This is a genomic window from Butyrivibrio sp. ob235 (assembly GCF_900109475.1).
Lineage (GTDB): Bacteria > Bacillota > Clostridia > Lachnospirales > Lachnospiraceae > Butyrivibrio.
Map to the genome: position 1 here is coordinate 142,781 of NZ_FOBE01000002.1, position 18,803 is coordinate 161,583.

16 protein-coding genes are annotated in these 18,803 nt (G+C 43.8%); all 16 read left to right on the forward strand.

The window, feature by feature from the left end:
* The 16 genes from BMW61_RS22380 (at window position 1) to BMW61_RS03180 (ending at window position 18,799) form a co-directional block, all read left to right on the forward strand.
* Window positions 1-312, forward strand: coding sequence for a metallophosphoesterase family protein (locus tag BMW61_RS22380; RefSeq protein WP_242876598.1), 312 nt, complete (start codon window positions 1-3; stop codon window positions 310-312).
* A gap of 17 nt (window positions 313-329) precedes the next feature.
* Entirely contained in the window at window positions 330-545 is a 216-nt protein-coding gene (locus BMW61_RS22385; RefSeq protein ID WP_242876600.1) for a hypothetical protein, read from the forward strand.
* A 127-nt stretch (window positions 546-672) separates the two neighbouring features.
* A complete protein-coding gene (gene clpB, locus BMW61_RS03115; protein WP_022760868.1) occupies window positions 673-3,261 on the forward strand; it encodes an ATP-dependent chaperone ClpB in 2,589 nt (862 codons plus the stop codon).
* A gap of 112 nt (window positions 3,262-3,373) precedes the next feature.
* Entirely contained in the window at window positions 3,374-3,556 is a 183-nt protein-coding gene (locus BMW61_RS03120) for a DUF4250 domain-containing protein (protein WP_022760869.1), read from the forward strand.
* Window positions 3,557-3,793: 237 nt separating this feature from the next.
* Window positions 3,794-8,110 carry an endo-1,4-beta-xylanase gene (locus tag BMW61_RS03125; protein WP_091819746.1) on the forward strand — a complete coding sequence of 1,439 codons (4,317 nt, stop codon included), beginning with the start codon at window positions 3,794-3,796 and terminating at the stop codon, window positions 8,108-8,110.
* Window positions 8,111-8,294: 184 nt separating this feature from the next.
* Window positions 8,295-9,020, forward strand: coding sequence for a CpsB/CapC family capsule biosynthesis tyrosine phosphatase (locus tag BMW61_RS03130; RefSeq protein ID WP_022760871.1), 726 nt, complete (start codon window positions 8,295-8,297; stop codon window positions 9,018-9,020).
* 78 nt (window positions 9,021-9,098) lie between these two features.
* On the forward strand, window positions 9,099-9,824 hold the full coding sequence (locus BMW61_RS03135) for a YveK family protein (protein WP_091819748.1): 726 nt from the start codon (window positions 9,099-9,101) through the stop codon (window positions 9,822-9,824).
* Window positions 9,825-9,918: 94 nt separating this feature from the next.
* Window positions 9,919-10,782: a polysaccharide biosynthesis tyrosine autokinase gene (locus tag BMW61_RS03140; protein WP_022760873.1), complete on the forward strand. Its 864-nt coding sequence runs from the start codon at window positions 9,919-9,921 to the stop codon at window positions 10,780-10,782.
* Between the two features lie 10 nt (window positions 10,783-10,792).
* The gene (locus BMW61_RS03145; protein WP_139176184.1) at window positions 10,793-11,254 is read left to right on the forward strand and encodes a DUF5011 domain-containing protein; all 462 of its coding nucleotides are present in this window, start codon (window positions 10,793-10,795) and stop codon (window positions 11,252-11,254) included.
* Window positions 11,255-11,256: 2 nt separating this feature from the next.
* Complete coding sequence (locus BMW61_RS03150; RefSeq protein WP_091819749.1) at window positions 11,257-12,333, forward strand: LCP family protein; 1,077 nt, start codon at window positions 11,257-11,259, stop codon at window positions 12,331-12,333.
* A gap of 13 nt (window positions 12,334-12,346) precedes the next feature.
* Window positions 12,347-13,129 carry a class B sortase gene (locus tag BMW61_RS03155; RefSeq protein WP_091819751.1) on the forward strand — a complete coding sequence of 261 codons (783 nt, stop codon included), beginning with the start codon at window positions 12,347-12,349 and terminating at the stop codon, window positions 13,127-13,129.
* A 141-nt stretch (window positions 13,130-13,270) separates the two neighbouring features.
* A complete protein-coding gene (locus tag BMW61_RS03160) occupies window positions 13,271-14,005 on the forward strand; it encodes a hypothetical protein (RefSeq protein ID WP_091819752.1) in 735 nt (244 codons plus the stop codon).
* A 101-nt stretch (window positions 14,006-14,106) separates the two neighbouring features.
* Window positions 14,107-15,480, forward strand: coding sequence for a sugar transferase (locus tag BMW61_RS03165; RefSeq protein WP_242876602.1), 1,374 nt, complete (start codon window positions 14,107-14,109; stop codon window positions 15,478-15,480).
* Between the two features lie 97 nt (window positions 15,481-15,577).
* Window positions 15,578-16,786 carry a UDP-N-acetylglucosamine 4,6-dehydratase gene (locus tag BMW61_RS03170; protein ID WP_091819754.1) on the forward strand — a complete coding sequence of 403 codons (1,209 nt, stop codon included), beginning with the start codon at window positions 15,578-15,580 and terminating at the stop codon, window positions 16,784-16,786.
* A 94-nt stretch (window positions 16,787-16,880) separates the two neighbouring features.
* Window positions 16,881-17,918: an aldo/keto reductase gene (locus BMW61_RS03175; protein WP_091819755.1), complete on the forward strand. Its 1,038-nt coding sequence runs from the start codon at window positions 16,881-16,883 to the stop codon at window positions 17,916-17,918.
* An 83-nt stretch (window positions 17,919-18,001) separates the two neighbouring features.
* Window positions 18,002-18,799: a hypothetical protein gene (locus BMW61_RS03180; RefSeq protein WP_091819757.1), complete on the forward strand. Its 798-nt coding sequence runs from the start codon at window positions 18,002-18,004 to the stop codon at window positions 18,797-18,799.
* The last annotated feature ends 4 nt before the right edge of the window (window positions 18,800-18,803 follow it).

The following is an 18,803-nucleotide window of genomic DNA, read 5'->3' on the forward strand; positions in this document are numbered from 1 at the left end:
TTGGTATATGCACTAAAGTGTTTAGGCAGATGTGAAAAGGAGAAGGATAATGAGACTGCGTCTGAAGGTAGGGCAAAGTGGACTGTACTCGCTTATGTCTGTGGCACCGATCTGGAGACAGAGGGTGGCTATGCAACATACAACGTGGCATATATGGCTGAGTGTATTCCTGCCACTGCCACAGAGCCGGGAGTATTTCGCTGGGATGATATGGATAAAATAAAAGAGCGAATACTTGAAATGAAATCGAAATGCCGATGGTGTATAGTGGTTGCTCATGGCGGCGAAGAATTTGCTGCCATGCCTTCATAGAAGAAGAGCGGAAAAAGATGATATATCTTGAACCGGAGCGCTTCGGGAATGCATCAGAGGATACCTGGAATGCCTACTTTTATAGTGAAGAGCCCGACGGATATTTCAAAGATGCTCATATGGATTTGTCGCTGATAGTTCCTCTTTCAGAAAAGGCCGAGCGCAGGGAATGGGAAAAATCAAAGCTGGAAATAGTTAAAGACTATATATTGACCATGACATCACTTCGATGAACCGGAAAGAATTATTAGCACTCTCTATTGACGAGTGCTAATAATCGTGTTATAACAGTTGTAGAACAGAATATAATACAAAATTTCAATCAGGAAGAACTACTAACCGGTAAAAGAGGTGATAGTTATGAAGATAGACAGATTTACACAAAAATCAATTGAGGCTGTCCAGAACATGGAGAAGGTTGCGGTTGACTACGGCAATCAGGAAATCGAGCAGGAGCATCTTTTATACAGCCTGCTGACCATAGAGGATAGCATTATTCCGAAACTCATTGAGAAGATGGGTATCGATAATAAGGTGTTCCTGGCAAGAGTTGATGAAGCTCTGAAAAAGAGAACCAAGGTGCAGGGAGGAAGCCCGTATGTGGGTGCCGGCCTTAACAAGGTACTCCTTAAGAGTGAGGATGAGATGAAGGCGATGGGCGATGAATATGTGTCCGTTGAGCACATATTCCTTGCTATGCTTCACTATCCTAACAAAGAGATTATCAATATATTCCAGGCATTCGGAATCGACAGGAACAGATTCCTTAAGGCACTGTCCGAGGTGAGAGGCAATCAGAAGGTGACCTCCGACAATCCTGAGGCCACCTACGATACGCTTGAAAAATACGGAACAGAGCTTGTGGCCAAGGCAAAGGCGCAGAAGCTTGAGCCCGTTATCGGAAGAGACGCCGAGATAAGAAATGTCGTAAGAATTTTGTCCAGAAAGACCAAGAACAATCCTGTTCTCATCGGTGAGCCCGGTGTAGGTAAGACGGCAGTGGTTGAGGCATTGGCTCAGAGAATTGCAGAGGGCGACGTGCCTGAGAACCTGAAGGATAAGAAAATCTTTTCACTTGATATGGGTTCACTTGTTGCTGGTGCAAAGTACCGCGGTGAGTTCGAGGAGAGACTTAAGGCAGTTCTACAGGACGTCAAGGAATCCGACGGCGAGATAATTCTTTTCATAGATGAGCTTCATACAATAGTGGGTGCGGGAAAAACAGATGGCGCGCTTGATGCGGGCAATATGCTTAAGCCCATGCTTGCAAGAGGCGAACTTCACTGTATCGGTGCGACAACGCTTAATGAATACAGACAGTACATTGAGAAGGATGCTGCTCTTGAGAGACGTTTCCAGCCTGTAATGGTTTCGGAGCCTACAGTTGAAGATACCATAAGCATCCTCAGAGGACTTAAGGACCGCTATGAGGTTTATCACGGTGTTAAGATCATGGACTCAGCGCTCGTTAGTGCAGCGACACTCAGCAACAGATATATCTCCGACAGATTCCTTCCCGATAAGGCAATCGACCTCGTGGATGAGGCCTGTGCACTTATTAAGACCGAGATGGATTCTATGCCTGCAGAGCTTGATGAGATGAACAGGAAGATCATGCAGATGCAGATTGAGGAGACAGCTCTGAAAAAAGAGGATGATTCCTTAAGTAAGGAGAGACTCGAAAATCTTCAAAAAGAACTGGCAGAATTAAAGGACAGTTTTGATACACAGAAGGCACAGTGGACCAATGAAAAAGAAGCTGTGGACAGGCTTGCGGTAATTCGTGAAGAGATTGAGAGCGCGAACAGCGAGCTGATGATTGCCCAGAGAAGGGGCGATTTTGAGAAGGCCAGTGAACTTCAGTACGGCAGAATTCCCGAACTTAAGAAACAGCTCGAAGAGGAAGAGCAGAAGGTTGGATCGAAGGACATGTCTCTTGTCCATGAGAGAGTATCCGATGAAGAGATAGCCCGGATTATTTCAAGATGGACAGGCATTCCTGTTGCCAAGCTGACTGAGAGTGAGAGAAATAAGACTCTTCACCTTGAGGATGAACTTCATAAGAGAGTCATCGGACAGGATGAAGCTGTGACCAAGGTTTCCGAAGCTATCATGCGTTCGAAGGCAGGTATCAAGGATCCCGGCAAACCGATCGGCTCGTTTATGTTCCTCGGACCCACAGGTGTAGGTAAGACGGAATTGGCTAAGAGCCTTGCGGCTTCGCTTTTCGATGATGAGAACAATATCGTCAGAATTGATATGAGTGAGTACATGGAGAAGTTCAGCGTGTCCAGGCTAATCGGAGCACCTCCCGGATATGTTGGATATGAGGAGGGCGGTCAGCTCACTGAGGCGGTTCGCAGGAAGCCCTATGCGGTTGTACTTTTTGATGAAGTGGAAAAAGCGCACCCCGATGTATTCAATGTACTTCTGCAGATACTTGATGATGGACGTGTTACCGATTCTCAGGGAAGGACTGTGGACTTTAAGAATACAATTCTCATCATGACTTCCAATATCGGTGCGCCTTACCTTCTTGACGGAATTCAGGAGGATGGCAGCATAAGCAAGGAAGCAGAGGACCTTACGATGAACGAGCTGCATGCGCGCTTCAGACCGGAGTTCCTTAACAGACTTGATGAGATGATTCTGTTTAAGCCGCTGACCAAGGACAATATCAGCGGAATCGTTAAACTGATCGTTGACGATCTTAACAGGAGACTTTCGGACAGAGAGATTAGCATTCGTCTTACACCTGCAGCTGAGCAGTTTGTTGCGGACAATGCCTATGATGCAAATTACGGTGCAAGACCCGTTAAGAGATTTGTGCAAAAGCATGTTGAAACTCTCTCCGCAAAGCTTATACTTGAAGATAAGGTTATGCCGCACGATGTAATTGAAATCGATGTGGAAGGTGATGCGCTTGTCGCACGTGCAATAAAAGTTTGATAAATATTATTGCCTTCTCCGAGGGGGCGCTCGACGTCCGGGGGACGTCGGTTTAGCGCGGACCGAAGCGGAGCGAAGACAGGTGGCGCGAAGCGCCGGATGAGGGGGCCGCATGATACCGAAAGATCCAATAATGCTACTTAGTTACATAAACACCCAGCTCAGGGACAATTACAGCAGTCTCGACGCACTTGCGGAAGGGCTTGATATAGGAAAAGATGAGCTGGATGGGATTGTAGCAAAACTTAATGGGATTGGATATGTTTATAATCCGGATTCCAATAAGTTTGCCTGAAATTTTATATATAAAAAACCGCATGAATTCGAGGTTTATTACGTATTGAGCAAGAGGATGTCAAATATTGGCATCCTCTTTTCATATATTGCGAATTTATTGACAAAATGTGATAAAGGCAAGCGCACTTTCTGGTAAGCGTTTGGGCAATATTTCCCCTTATAATTAATCAACTTGCTGTGTAATATAGGGGGATTGCACAACGTCGACAAAAATTTAAAGGAGGATGTGTAAGGTATGCACAAAAGGTATTGGGGTATGTCATCTGTTTTGATGGCAGCAGTCCTCGCTGTATCATCTGTCAATGTAAGTACGCTACCGGTTAATGCGGCTACAGAAGAAGCAGTAGTACAGGCGGAAGAGACTACTGGATCTGAGCAGGAGACAGCAGAGAAAGCTGAGTCTGAAACAAAAGAGGAAGTAAAAGAGGAAGCGGTAGAAACCAAAGAAGAAACCAAAGCTGAAGCTCCCGAAGAGAAGAAGGAAGAGGCAGCTGAGGAAAAAGTGGAAGAACCCAAGGTTGAAGAACCCAAGGCTGAAGAACCCAAGGCTGAAGAACCCAAGGCTGAAGAACCCAAGGCTGAAGAAACCAAGGCTAATGAGAGCGAAACTGTTGGAACAGCAGAGGAGACTAAGGAAGTAGCCGAAGAGGCCGCACCTGCAGTTGCCGAGGAGGAAGCTGAAACTGAAGGACTTGAATTCAGAGGCAGATGGAATCCGAATGATGTTGTAAAAGGAAAACTTACATTCTCAGAGATATATCAGGAGTATGTTTATGATCTCGGAGAAGAGATTCCTACAGATGAGATTGAGAAGATTTCTGTAAAGGTAAAAGATCAGGGTGGAAACCTTTGCATTAAGTTTTATGCTTCACTTAGTCAGCAAGAAGAAGATTTCCATGAATACAACTGCAGCGGAAAGGATGAGTATTCCTTTACTCCAAACTATGACGGAGCAGTAAGATACGTTGCTGTTATGAGTAACGATAATGCCGACGTGTATCCTTTGAGCGTCACAGTTACAGACATATCTGTTGAGCGTAAGAATGCTGCAGGATCAGAGGAAAATACTGAAGCTCCGGTATTTATGGGCAGATGGGATCAGAGCATCTCAGCACAGGGAACACTTACATTCAATGCTCAGTATGAGGAGTTCGTTTATGATCTGGGAGAGGATATCCCTACAGATCAGGTAGATAAGATCTCGGTTAAAGTTAAGGATCAGGGTGACAACCTTTGCATCAAGCTATACTCCGAACTGTCAGAAGCCGGCGAGAAATTCCAGGACTATAACGCAAACGGCAGTAGCGAGTATTCATATACCCCTGACTTTGATGGTACTGTAAGATATGTTGGTATCATGTCCATGGCTGAGGGTAACTATCCTTACAGCGTGACCGTCACAAGCATCAAGGTAAATAAAAAGGATGCATCATCTTCCGAGAAGAATGAATACGAAGAGACAATCGTTTTCGAAGGTGATGATCTTAAGTTCAGCAATAAGAATACAGGCGAGGATGTTGAGGGACAAACTCTTTCATACGCTGAACAGTGGGATGAATATTGGATGTCCATTGGCAAGACCTATGCAATAGATGATATCAAGGAAATAAAGTTCTATTTCACTGAAGCAACAAATATTCTTTGCTTTAAGTTATATGATGAGCAGGATACTGAGGTAACTCAGGTTTACGGACAGAGTGGACAGAGCACATATACTTATCGTCCTTCTTCAACAGGAGATGCATGCAGAATTGCTATCATGGCTATGAATAACCAGGATGAGGCATTCCCGTTTGATGTTACAGTGAAAAAGATAGAACTTACAGTTGATAACACACCTGAAGCACTTCGTCCCAAGAAGGAAGTTGAGCAGGATATCGTGGATCTTCGCGATCCCGTAACAGCTCTTATGGGTGATGATTTCATCATCGGTACAGCAGCAAGTTATGATGAGTTCCGTGATCCTCTTGATATGGAGCTTGCAACAAAGCATTTCAATGGCGTAACACTTGGTAACGAGCTTAAGCCTGAGTCAATGCTTAAGGCAAATGCAGAGATCACAACAAAAGTTCTTGATGGCGAGGAGATCGCATTCCCGGTACTTGATTTCTCATTACCTGAGAGCCGTCTCGACTTCTTTGTTGACTGGAATGAACAGCATCCCGAGAAACCGATCAAGATCAGAGGCCACGTTCTTGTATGGCACTCACAGACACCGGATTTCTTCTTCCGTGAGGATTATGATACTTCAAAGCCTTATGTAACACCTGAGGTTATGAACAAGCGTCTCGAGGTATACATCAGAGAAGTTGCTGAGCACTTCACAGGTGAGGGCAGCAAATATGCAGGAATGTTCTATGGCTGGGATGTTGTTAATGAGGCAGTCAGTGACGGAACAGGTACATACAGAAATGCAAGCGAGAACTCGACATGGTGGAGAGTATATGAGTCACCCGAGTTCATCAACAATGCATTCGTATATGCAAACAAATATATGCCTGCAGATGTTGACCTCTTCTACAACGACTACAACGAGACAGTTACTAACAAGATGGAAGGTATCTGCAAGCTTATCGAAAATGTTAAGGCTACACCCGGCGCAAGAATCGACGGTATGGGCATGCAGGCTCATTATCAGGTTGCAGCTAACTCTCCTACAATGGAGCAGTTCAAGATTGCTGCAAGAAGATATGCAGAACTCGTTGATCAGGTTCAGGTTACCGAGCTTGACTTCAAGGGAGCTGCAAGTGCAACGGACGAGAAGCTCGCTGAGAGATACAAAGCAGTTTATGACACAATCAGAAGACTTAGAAATGAAGGCGTGAACTTCACAGGTATGACTATCTGGGGAATCACAGATAAGCATTCATGGCTCCAGACAGCAAACAACAACGGTGGCGGATCAAACGGAAGCTCAAGACAGTATCCTCTTCTGTTCGATGATAACTACCATGCAAAGAATGCGTTCTATGCTCTTGCCGAAGCAGGTGAGCTTGAGCCCGAGATCAGAAGCATTACTCTTGTGCAGAAAGTAAATGATGACTTCTCAGTAGGAGAATCTTACAAGGTTACAGGCGACGATTTCGATGCTACATTTATTCCTGTTTGGGATGAGAACGGAATCACTGTAAAGGTAACCGTAAACGACTCAACAGTGAATGAAACAGATGGCTTCATGGTTCTTGCAGATGACGGAACAGGAGAACTTAAATTTGTAAATGTTACAAGAGAAGAGGCAAAAGTAACAGATACAGGTTATGAGGCAGTAGTAAATCTTGAGGTTGATCAGGAAGCACTTGAAACAAATAAAGTAAAGATGGATTTTGTTGCATCAGATAAATGCAATGCAGTTGTATTTGGTGATACAACTCTGGTTAAGGCACTTGATGAACTTCCGAATCCCAGCGATCTGAATAAGCTCGATACCAAGTATTTCGCAGTAACAGTAGTTAAGCCTCTTCTTGCAGTTGCAAGCGGCAGCGTAGTAGTTGACGGTAAGGTTGATGATGCATGGAATGATGTTAAAGCAGTTCCGCTTACAATTAACCTTGGTTCAGAGGTAGAGGCATCAGCTAAGCTCCTTTGGGATTCTAAGTACCTCTATGTTCTTGCAGATGTTAAGGACGCAGTTTTAAACAAGGATTCATCTGATGAGTACCAGCAGGATTCACTTGAAGTATTCATCGACGAGAACAATGCAAAGACAAGTTCCTATCAGGATGATGATAAGCAGTACAGAATTAACTATCTGAACGAGCACAGCTTCAACGGCACAAAGTGTATTGAGGATAATGTAAAGTCTGCGGCAGTTCTTACAGAGGGTGGCTATCAGATCGAAGCAGCATTCAAGTGGACAGACATCACACCTAATACAGGTGCTCAGGTTGGCCTTGAACTTCAGATCAACGATGCTAACGCATCAGGAAAGAGAAGCGGAACACTCAGCTGGGCAGATAACACAGGTAACGGCTGGTCTTCAACAGAGGTATTCGGAACTATCGTTCTTACAGGTGAGGCAGTTGATCCTGTAGAAGAGCCTGCTACAGAAGAGCCCACTACACAGGAGCCTGCTGTAGAGGAGCCTGCAGAGACACCCGCAGAAACACCTTCAGAGGAACCTGAAGCAAAAACTGAGGAGAAGACTGAAGAGAAGACAAAGCCCGCAGAGGAGAAAGCATCTTCAGTAGAAACAAAGGAAGAAGCAAAGACTGCTACAGCTACTACTCCTGCAGAAAGTGTTAAGGAGAAGGAAGAGAATACTCTTACAGTTAAGGGTAAGACAGTAGCCATCAAGGCTTCTAAGGTTAGCAAAAAGACTCAGAAGATAAAGATTTCCAAACTGGTTAAAGTCAGCAAGGCAAAGGGTGATGTAACCTATACTAAGGTAAGCGGCAACAAGAAGATCAAGATCGACAGTGAGACAGGTAAGGTAACTGTTAAGAAGGGTCTTAAGAAGGGCACTTATAAGGTTAAGGTTGAAGTTAAGGCAGCCGGCGACGATACACACAAGGAAGCAACAACAGAAGTGACCTTCAAGATTAAGGTTAAATAATCAATAATTTGATATTGCTACTAATTAGTAATTTAAAGCTAATTTAAGTATCCCTTTCTGCCCCGGATGAGAGCGCTCTCATCCGGGGCCTTTGTTTATCTTATTTTATTGCGATACAAAACCACATGAAGTATAATATATAGTGTATAAGTACAAGTTATAGTAGGTTGGGGAGCTATTTTTCGTGGTACCTTCAATTGATATTCATTGTCATATATTGCCCGGTGTGGATGATGGATCTCCTGATATGGAGACCAGTCTTGCAATGCTGAAAACCGCTTATTCAGAGGGCACTAAGGGCATGATACTGACTCCGCATCATAAGCCGATGCATCACAATGTAAGCCCGGAACATCTTCCGATATATACGGGTGAGCTTATGGAGAGAGCACATCAGGCAGGTATTAACGTTCAGCTTTTTCCCGGAAATGAGATATACTACAGTGATCAGACTCTTAGGGAGCTCGAGAGTGGAAGAGCATCAACTCTTGCCCAGTCGGATTATGTACTTATAGAGTTTCATCCAACGGATATGTATAAGACTATACATAATGCCCTGTACGCAGTTCAGTCAGCAGGATACATGCCGATTCTTGCGCATGTTGAACGCTATGCGGATATGGCTAAGCATGTGAAGTATGTGGATGAACTGTTAGATATGGGAATATATATACAGGTTAATGCTAATAGCGTAATGGGAAAATATGGCCTTGGAATAAGGCATTTTACCAGAGAGTTATTAAAACAACAGATGGTTCATTTTGTTGCAACCGATGCACATGACAATGGTTCGCGGGCGCCGCACCTCCTGGATTGTCGGGATTATGTGGAGGGGAAGCTCGGCGAAGATTATGCGCTTAAGATTTTTCATGATAATGCCATGAAAGTGCTAAGAAATGAAGTTATCTGACAAACAAATTTGATCCTTTAACCGATTTTTGGGGAAGGATTATTTACTTGATTCTGTGACCGGACGAATGAGGGGCGTATGGGAAAAGATGATGTAATTGAAATTAATCTGGGGGAATTGTTCGCAGTCTTACTTGGAAGAGCATGGCTCATCCTGAGTGCGGGAGTGTTCTTTGCGCTCCTTTGTCTATTTGTCAGTAAATTCGTACTGACTCCATTGTATTCCTCAACTACAAAAATATACATATTGAACAAGGAAGAAGGCGCGACCGTAACCTATTCGGACGTGCAGATATCCACGCAGCTGACGCAGGATTATGCACAGCTGATAAAAAGTCGCTATGTGCTTGAAGAGGTTATTCAGACACTCAGACTCGACATGGATTACGACGAGCTGAGCAATCTCGTATCCATCAGCACTCCTGATGATACGCGTATTGTAGCAATCACTGTCAGGGACTCCGATCCTATGATGGCGATGAAGGAAGCCAACTGCGTGCGTGAGGTTGCTTCAAAACACATTCAGAACGTTATGGATATCGATGCCATTAACATAGCAGAGCTTGCAAACATGCCGACTGAAAAGTACAGCCCCAGTGCAAAGAGGTGGACTATGATCGGCGGCGTTGCAGCTGTTGTTGTGGTATCCGCAGTTATCATTCTCAATTACCTTATGGATGACACTATAAAATCAAGTGATGACGTAGAGGCATACCTGGGACTCAGCACCCTTGCCATGATACCTGCGATATCCGATGAGCAGAAAAATAAGAAAAAGAGAAAATCAAAATCAAGTAAGACGTAATAGCTACCTTTCTGGAAAAGGTGGTATGTAGAAATTTATTTATGCCTTCCCCTCGGGGGGGGAAGGTGGCGCGCAGCGCCGGATGAGGGGCAATATGCAACAAACCACATTACATTTCAGCGAATCCGAAAATAACTACCAGATAAAGGAAGCCTATAAAACTCTTCGAAGTAATGTTGAGTTCAGTGGGCAGGATGTGCGCGCAGTTTCGGTGACCAGCTGCACACCCGGCGAGGGCAAATCCAGTGTATCCATGGCACTTGCGAGAGCTTTTGCGGAGGCAGGAAAGAAGACGGTTCTTGTGGATGCGGACATGAGAAAATCCGTAATGGTAGGCCGCTATAAGACAGGCTCCGTAAGACTTGGTCTTACGCATTGTCTTGTGGGCCGCGAGAAGCTCTCCAATGTTATATGCGAGACCGATACTCCGAACCTTTATGTTATTTTTTCTGGACCTATTCCGCCCAATCCCAGTGAGCTTCTTGGAGGTCAGATTTTCAGCAAGATTCTTGATAACATGAAGAATGTTTTCGACTATATAATAATCGACACTCCTCCTCTTGGAAGTGTTATTGATGCAGCCGTTATCGCGAAGCAGTGTGACGGCACAATAATGGTCATTGAGGATAATGCCATAAGCTACCGCTTTGCTCAGAAGGTAAAAAGTCAGCTTGATAAAGCGGGTGCAAAGGTTATAGGTGCAGTGCTCAATAAGGTTGATATGACCGGCGGCGTTTACGGTCATTATGGTAGATATTACGGCAGATATTATGGCAAGTATTACGGGAAATATTACGGAAAAAATGATTCATACAGTGATGGCAGTATGACCGGAGGAAAACCGGGAAGAATCATGCAGCCGCAGGTAAAGTCGGAGAGACCTGCACCTTCAAGTGCAGCGGCTAAGGGCAATCTTGATGAACTTGATTACATTGAAGGCGTAGTCAGAAAGGATTGAGGAACTATAAGTGAAAAGTAATATACTTGCATTCTTTTTCACAATAGGAAGTATAGTGATGGCTGTTTTCATAGTCTGGTTTTACAACATGACTGATAGAATTCAGCCTGAGATGAGGTTCTCCTCATATGAGCTCACTTACGATGAAAATACGAAGGAAGCAGATCTTCTTAACGGAGTGGTAGCTTATGATGCTATTGACGGGGACATCACAGACAGGATAGTTGTTGAGAAGACAATTCTGAACGAAGAGCAGGAAACTGCTGTTGTTTACTATGCTGTGAGTGATAAGTCCGGTAATGTGACTAAACAGTCCAGAGTTTTTCCGGCAAATATCGACAGTATTAAAAGTAACGGCAATGTGCTGTTTTCAAGCGACCAGAGCTACAACGCTTATCCGGAGGGTGTAGTAACAGACGGATTTAACACAGAGGGATTTGGAACGGGAGAATCAGAAACCGTAGGTAATTAGTTATGAGTAGGCATGAAAGAAGAAAAAATGGATTAAATAAATTCCTGCTTATATGGTGTATAGTGGTCACACTGATTTTGGTGGGCCTTGGAGCTTTTCAGGCTACAAGGGTCATTGGTAAGTCCGGCCTTTTTTCAAAAAATGCTGTAAGTGCGCCTGTAACTAAGAGCACTGAGGTGCTGACCCAGGCAGAGAGTGCCATGAAATGGGAGGACGACTGGGTAAAGCATAACGGCGAAATATACGATTATAACGATGATATAATGACATTTCTTGTGATGGGAATTGACAAGAAGGACGAGGAGGTCAGCCCTGTGTACGGCGAGATAAACGGCGGTCAGGCAGATGCACTTTTTCTTATTGTTTTCAATCCTCATGATAAAACGACCAAGGTCATCGGTATTAACAGAAATACCATGACGGATATTGAAATGTACGATGAATATGGCAATTTTGTAAATACGATAAAGGCACAGATTGCGCTTCAGCACGGCTTCGGAGATGGCGTTGAAGGTTCCTGTGAGCTCCAGAAGAGAGCTGTGAGCGATCTGTTTTACAAACTGCCCATACATGGTTATGCGGCTATCAATATGAGTGCAATCACTACGATAAATGATGCTGTCGGAGGTGTGGATGTGACGCCCACAGCTGATTTCGAGAGCGGTGATTACAACTTTAAAGCGGGAGAAACCGTTCATCTTGACGGTGAAGCCGCTTTTGCTTTTTTGCGTGGAAGAAATATGGCTCAGATAGGATCAGCAGACAGAAGACTTGAGAGACAAAAAATATATCTGACTGCATTTATTTCACAGGTTATTGATAGGGCGGAGAGTCAGCCTACGCTCGCAGTGGATATTTACAAAGAAATAAGCAAGCAAATGGTAACAGATGTTTCGGCTGATCAGCTGTCCTATATAGCATCCACTGTTTCCGGATATAAGTTTGATGCTGACAGTCTGATGCTTCTTAAAGGTGAAACGAGACTTGGAGATGAGTTCGAAGAGTTCTATCCGGACGAGGATGCTAAATACGAAATGTTTCTTGATACTTTTTATGAAAAAATCGATGTGCAGGGGTAAAGGATTATAAACAATGAACCGATATAAAGAATGGACAGTTTATAAATTACTTGAAAAAGGGGGGCTATTTCTGATTGGTATGAGTGTGGCGGCAGTTCTTGCGTCATGCGGTAATCAGACAGTAACCGAAGAGGAAAAGACAAAGAAATCTCAGGAACTTATAGATCAGAATCCTGATATTTTCGGGTGGCTTGTCGTACCTGATACGAATATCGATTATCCGATCGCCCAGAATCTAGATGGTGATGATACCTATTACAAGACTCATGATATCACCGGAACCAAGGAGAGTGAAAAGGGCGGAATTTATATTGAGTCGTTCAATATGAATGACATGTGCGATTTTAACACCGTGATATACGGATCCACCACGAAGGACGGAGACATGTTCTCGGAGCTCTGGAATTTCGCAGATGAAGACTTTTTTAACAGCCACGAGACATTCATGATTGCCATCGCGGATAACATACTGACATACGAAGTCTGGACAGCCTACGCGAGAGATAATAATGATGTGATGCATCAATATGATTTCACGGAAGCAGAGGGCTGTCAGCAGTACCTCGATGATATGAAAAAGGATTGGACCTCGGCAACTAACATTCGAAGCGAATGGGAACAGGGGGCAACACCTGATAATTTCCTTGTTAGTTTGGTTACAGTGGATCCCGAGCATCCGGATAAACAGTGGGTGGTTGTAGGATGTCTTATAGATGATCAAAACGGCACTATTGACAGGAATGATGAGATACCGGATATAGGTGATACGCAGACACCTGAGCTTCCATCGGATTAATCGTAATTAAGTAAAAATAAAGCTAGTGTTCATGCAGAGTTTATAGTTTTTTAAGTAGTATATTAGTCGTATTTTTGATAATATTAATTTAGGTTATCTTATGAGTATCATACGCTGAAAGGCGTAGAAAGGGGAACTGTTATGAAAAAGATAATGGCTTTATTGTTGGCGGGAGCAATGATTATGTCAACCCCGATTATGGCAGGGGCTACTGTTATCCGATCACCCAGAGCCGAAGAAGCTTACCAGCGCGGTCTGGCAGAAGGCAGATATCAGGAAGCAAAAGCACATGGTGAATATCTTGAGAGAGAAATCGCTGACCTCAAAGCGCAGGTGCAGAACCTTTACAATAAAGTTATTGAGCTTGCAAATAAAAAGACCAACGTAGAAGTAAAGGTTACGGTTAAAAACGGCAAAGCATCAAAACCGAAGGTGGTTGTTAAGAATAACACAGTTGGAAGCGGTTATTCACCGGCATCAGAGCCTTTTGTAAATACAGTTCTTAAAGCCCCGGGACTTGATTGCCCGATCCCTGTAGGACAGGGTGGAAAGCTCGTTATCTGCGGAGTTAAGACCAGAGCAACTTTCGTTATGAGAGAGACCACATCTGCCAAGGTTGATTCCGCAAAGATCCTTGCAGCACAGATCGGTGGATCGGTTAAGAACGTGGTTGAGACCTACGCACCCGGTGTTCGCTTCAGTACAGCACAGGTTGATTTCAAGGTTTACGGTGCCCACGACGGCGATATCTATAGAGTATTCCAGATGTGCTCCAAGGGCAACTGGCAGGAAGTGCAGGTTGACGAAGTACGCGAAGGACATGTGATCTGCACGGTTAACAGAGCCGGAACATTTGCATTTCTTAAAATGAATTAATTTTTTGGACAGAATAATTATTACTTGCGATCGGATGGTATGAATTAAAGCCTTTCCGTTTGTGATAGGTGTCAGCGAAGCTGACGGATGAGGGGAAGTACTTGAAAAGCAAAAAGGTGACACATACAGCCAAGTTCATCGTAATGCTTTGGAACATTGGATTGTTCGCATATATTTGGTATGCGTTCTACAATCGCAATGCTTTTCAGACATACTATGTGCTTGGCGGTTTTATTTCTGTAATTATATATGTGTTTATCTATAACGGATTATGCAACCTGTATAATGCGTTTAGAATTGCGTCTTCCTCGATATCCGAGATGGTTCTGTCGCAGTCTATTTCCTTTGGAATTGCTGATCTGATACTTTACGTTGAATGTAACCTTATCAGAAACAGATATACAAGCTTTATACCGGGAGCAATCATAGTAGTTATGCAGGTGGTCGGGACGGCAATTATCATCATGGCTGCCAAGAGATACTTTATGAACTGTGTAACTCCTCAGAAGACGCTGCTTCTTATCGGAAGCTGGGTTTCAAGGGATGAAGCAGAGAGATTTGAACAGAGAATTCTTAAGAAGTACAGCCATCTGTTTGATTTCAGATATGTTGAGTATGAGTCGATAAATCCCCTTTCCTTCGAAGAAAAACTATCTGAATGCTGTACGGTAATAATGTTTGGACTGTCGGTAGAACAGAGACGAGTTTATATGCAGAAGTGCATAGATGAGCATAAGAATTTCTACTTTACACCAAGAGTTGAAGATATTATTCTCCAGGGATGTTCTACAAGACATCTCCTTGATACACCTCTTATGAAGTATGATTACGTCTATGAAGATCATAAGAGATTAAATGCGAAGAGAATATTTGATGTATTTTTCGGAATAGTGTTTACTATAGCATTTTCTCCTGTCATGCTTCTCATTGCTCTTGCTATTAAAATTGAGGACGGTGGGCCGGTTTTCTTCAAACAGAAGAGATGTACAAAGGATGGAGAGGTATTTGAAATCCTGAAATTCCGAAGTATGATAGTTGATGCCGAAGCAAAGGGACTGCAGCCGACAATTAACTTTGATCCCAGGATTACCAAGGTTGGCTCTGTCATCAGAAAGTACAGGCTGGATGAGCTTCCGCAGGTATTTAATATCCTTATGGGTGACATGAGCTTTGTCGGACCAAGGCCTGAAAGAGTCGAGCATGTAGAGCTCTATACCAAGGAACTTCCCGAATTCAAATATCGAATGAAAGTTAAAGCCGGACTAACAGGCTATGCTCAGATTTTCGGAAAATACAATACATCTGCATTCGATAAGTTACGACTCGATATGCTCTATATTGAAAATCAGTCTCTCAGTCTTGATATCAGACTTATCATGCTGACGGTTAAAGTTATGTTCCGGGGTGAGAGTACAGAGGGATTCGAAAAAGAGATGGTTCGCCTTATGAACAGAAAAGCGAGAAGAGCTGGTTGATATTATTAAGTGAGTTTTATGAGGCTCCTTTGCCCAGGCAAAGGAGTTTCGTTTTAGTTGTGGCAAAGGTTTTATGCAGCCTGTGGTGAGGTGAAAAATGGCGAAGGACAATATACTTGAACTGATTGGAAGAACAGAACCGCTTTTTGTTAATGATATTCAAAACAGGGAAGCTGAGCTTAAAGATATAATTTCATCCTCAAGATTCCTGGTAGTCGGCGGCGCAGGAACAATAGGCTCTGCTATTTGCCGCGAACTTTTTGCAAGGGATCCGAAGGTTTTGCATGTAGTTGATATAAGTGAAAATAACATGGTTGAACTTGTCCGTGATATCAGATCCTCTGTGGGCTATGGAAGCGGAGAGTTTGCTACCTTCGCGTTAGACTGCGGAAGCGAGATTTTTGAAGCCTTTATTGAAACTCAGATGAAACGCATCGGTGGTTATGACTATATTTTCAACACCTCTGCGCTTAAGCATGTGCGCTCGGAGAAAGACCCGTTTACTCTTATGCGAATGGTAGATACCAACATTTTTTATACGGAAAAACTCATGAGAATAGCAGAGGATATGGGGGCTAAGAAATACTTCTGTGTATCCACAGACAAAGCTGCAAATCCCGTAAATATGATGGGAGCATCCAAGCGAATCATGGAGATGTTCCTAAGTAGGAGAAGTGAAAATATGCCGCTTTCAATGGCGAGATTTGCAAACGTGGCATTTTCGGACGGAAGTTTGCTGTACGGGTTCAACAGAAGAATAGAGAAAAATCAGCCGATTGCTGCACCTTGTGACGTCAGGAGATACTTTGTGACTCCGAAGGAATCCGGTGAACTCTGCCTGTTGTCTTGTCTTACAGGAGAGAACAGAGATATCTATTTTCCTAAACTGAGTGAAGAATTAAACCTCATCACTTTCGGCAGCATTGCGGAGAAATATCTTGCAAACCTGGGGTATGAGCCGGTGCAGTGTGCTACAGAGCAGGAGGCAAGGGACAGAGTCAGTGAACTCAAAGCGCAGCACAAGTACCCTGTGTATTTCTTTACCAGTGACACAACCGGTGAGAAGGACTTCGAGGAATTCTATACAGATAACGAAGTTCTTGATATGGATAAATTCGAATCCATTGGAATCATCAAAAATGAGCTTGATTTTAATTCTGATTTGTTGGATGATTTTGTAAATGAAATTGCTGACATGAAGAAAAGGCGAACTTGGGAGAGGGCGGATCTTATTGATCTGTTTAACAGGATGATTCCCAATTTCAACCATAAAGAAACCGGCAAATTTCTTGATGGTAGAATGTAACCGTGTCAGCGTAGCTTACGGAGATTATTAAAGCCTTCCCCCCACAGGGGGAAGGTGTCAGCGTAGCTGACGGATGAGGGGAAGGAGAATGACTATGAAAAATGTAACACTCGGCCGCACCGGCATAACAGTTCCGCAAAATGGTTTTGGCGCACTTCCGATTCAGAGAATACCGCTTGAAGATGCAGTAAAGCTCCTTCGCAAAGCCTATGACGGAGGCATGCGATTTTTTGATACCGCAAGAGCCTATAGTGACAGTGAAGAGAAGGTGGGCGCTGCCTTCGGTGACGGCTATGTAAAAAGAGAAGACATCGTCATCGCAACAAAGACAGGCTCTAAAACTCCCGAAGAATTTTGGGAGCATCTTGAGACCTCACTTGATAAACTTAAAACTTCATACATTGATATTTACCAGTTCCATCTGATGAATCAGTGCTGGAAGCCTGACGACGGCACGGGTATGTATGAGTGCATGATCAAGGCGAAGGAACAGGGGAAGATAAAGCATATCGGCGGAACTGCTCACAAAATCGGAATAGCGAAAGAACTCGCCGAGTCCGGATTGTATGAGTCTGTGCAGTATCCGATGAGCTACCTTGCAACAGATCAGGAGATAGATTTAATACATCTTTGTAATGAGAATAACGTAGGATTCATCTGCATGAAGGGGCTTGCCGGCGGACTTATCACTAATTCGAAGGCTGCAATGGCCTTTGCAAATCAGTTTGACGGACTTGTTCCTATCTGGGGAATTCAGAGAGAGACCGAGCTTAACGAATGGCTCTCCTACATGGACGAAACGCCTCAGATGGATGCGGAGATTCGAGAGTTTATTGAGAGTGAGAGAAAAGAGCTCATGGGCGACTTTTGCCGTGGCTGTGGATACTGCATGCCTTGCACTGTGGGTATACAGATAAACCAGTGTAACCGCATGACGCTTATGCTTCGCCGTGCGCCCAGTGACGGCTGGCTCTCTGAGTACTGGCAGGCAGAAATGAACAAGATAGAGGAATGCGTAAACTGCGGAGCATGCCTTTCAAAGTGCCCGTATGAGCTGCAGATTCCGGAGCTTCTTAAGAAGAATCTCGTGGATTACCGAGAGGTTCTTGCAGGGAACAGAAAAGTGAAATGAGAACAGTGCATGATATTATGCAATGATTCTTGCGCGGATTAAGAGATTAGACAGGATTGGTTTAGATTTTTATGAGTAAGATTATGAGAAAGGTTCCGGCTTTTATTCTGGCCGGAACCATAGTTTTGTCAGGGATTCTGACAGGATGTGGCGGAAATAATGATACATCGGAGAATGGAGGAGAGGTTGCTTCCGAGCTTTTCACGAAGATTGAGGAAGATAATGCCGAAGTGGTACAGGAGGACGATGGGGCAGACGATGCTTCTGCGCTTGAAAGTAGTTCTGAACGTGGTGAATTAGCCAATAGTGATGAATCTGAGAAAACTCAGGATATAACTGAATCTTCTGAGCCAGATGCGACTGCTAAGTCAGCTACATCTGCTGAGGATAGCGATGATGACAATGCCACTGAATCTGACAATGCCGCGGGGAACAATGGTAGGAATTCAAACGAGGACGACGGAATCTTGTCTTCTTCGGCAGACATTAATCTCCACGACGATGGCTCCGGCAAAAACTACACCTTCACTTACAATGGCGAAGACTTCTCGGCAATTTATATCGAGGACAATTGGAAAATAATAGACTCGTACAAAATAAACAGTGTTAGCGATATGCTTTATATCTGTCAGGCTCTCATAGATGAGAAACCTGTCCATGGAAGAGACATGCAATCTTACAGAGATGCTGAGGACATGGCCTACGAATGGGTTCAGCACAACATGGCTTATCAGATACTTCCCGATGGCAACGACATGAAAGCACACGCAAAAGATGTCGACTTCGATCCTCAGGATCAGAACAAGGACTTCGACGAGATATACAAGGACAGAACGGGAAAAGAATTATCGCTGGATGATATTTTGGATAAGTTGAATTGAAAAA

Bases quoted from the DNA above. Each gene is read 5' to 3' on its own strand.
- BMW61_RS22385 (WP_242876600.1), top strand. From the start codon at position 330: ATGATATATCTTGAACCGGAGCGCTTCGGGAATGCATCAGAGGATACC.
- clpB (WP_022760868.1), top strand. From the start codon at position 673: ATGAAGATAGACAGATTTACACAAAAATCAATTGAGGCTGTCCAGAAC.
- BMW61_RS03120 (WP_022760869.1), top strand. From the start codon at position 3,374: ATGATACCGAAAGATCCAATAATGCTACTTAGTTACATAAACACCCAG.
- BMW61_RS03125 (WP_091819746.1), top strand. From the start codon at position 3,794: ATGCACAAAAGGTATTGGGGTATGTCATCTGTTTTGATGGCAGCAGTC.
- BMW61_RS03135 (WP_091819748.1), top strand. From the start codon at position 9,099: ATGGGAAAAGATGATGTAATTGAAATTAATCTGGGGGAATTGTTCGCA.
- BMW61_RS03140 (WP_022760873.1), top strand. From the start codon at position 9,919: ATGCAACAAACCACATTACATTTCAGCGAATCCGAAAATAACTACCAG.
- BMW61_RS03150 (WP_091819749.1), top strand. From the start codon at position 11,257: ATGAGTAGGCATGAAAGAAGAAAAAATGGATTAAATAAATTCCTGCTT.
- BMW61_RS03155 (WP_091819751.1), top strand. From the start codon at position 12,347: ATGAACCGATATAAAGAATGGACAGTTTATAAATTACTTGAAAAAGGG.
- BMW61_RS03160 (WP_091819752.1), top strand. From the start codon at position 13,271: ATGAAAAAGATAATGGCTTTATTGTTGGCGGGAGCAATGATTATGTCA.
- BMW61_RS03170 (WP_091819754.1), top strand. From the start codon at position 15,578: ATGGCGAAGGACAATATACTTGAACTGATTGGAAGAACAGAACCGCTT.
- BMW61_RS03175 (WP_091819755.1), top strand. From the start codon at position 16,881: ATGAAAAATGTAACACTCGGCCGCACCGGCATAACAGTTCCGCAAAAT.
- BMW61_RS03180 (WP_091819757.1), top strand. From the start codon at position 18,002: ATGAGAAAGGTTCCGGCTTTTATTCTGGCCGGAACCATAGTTTTGTCA.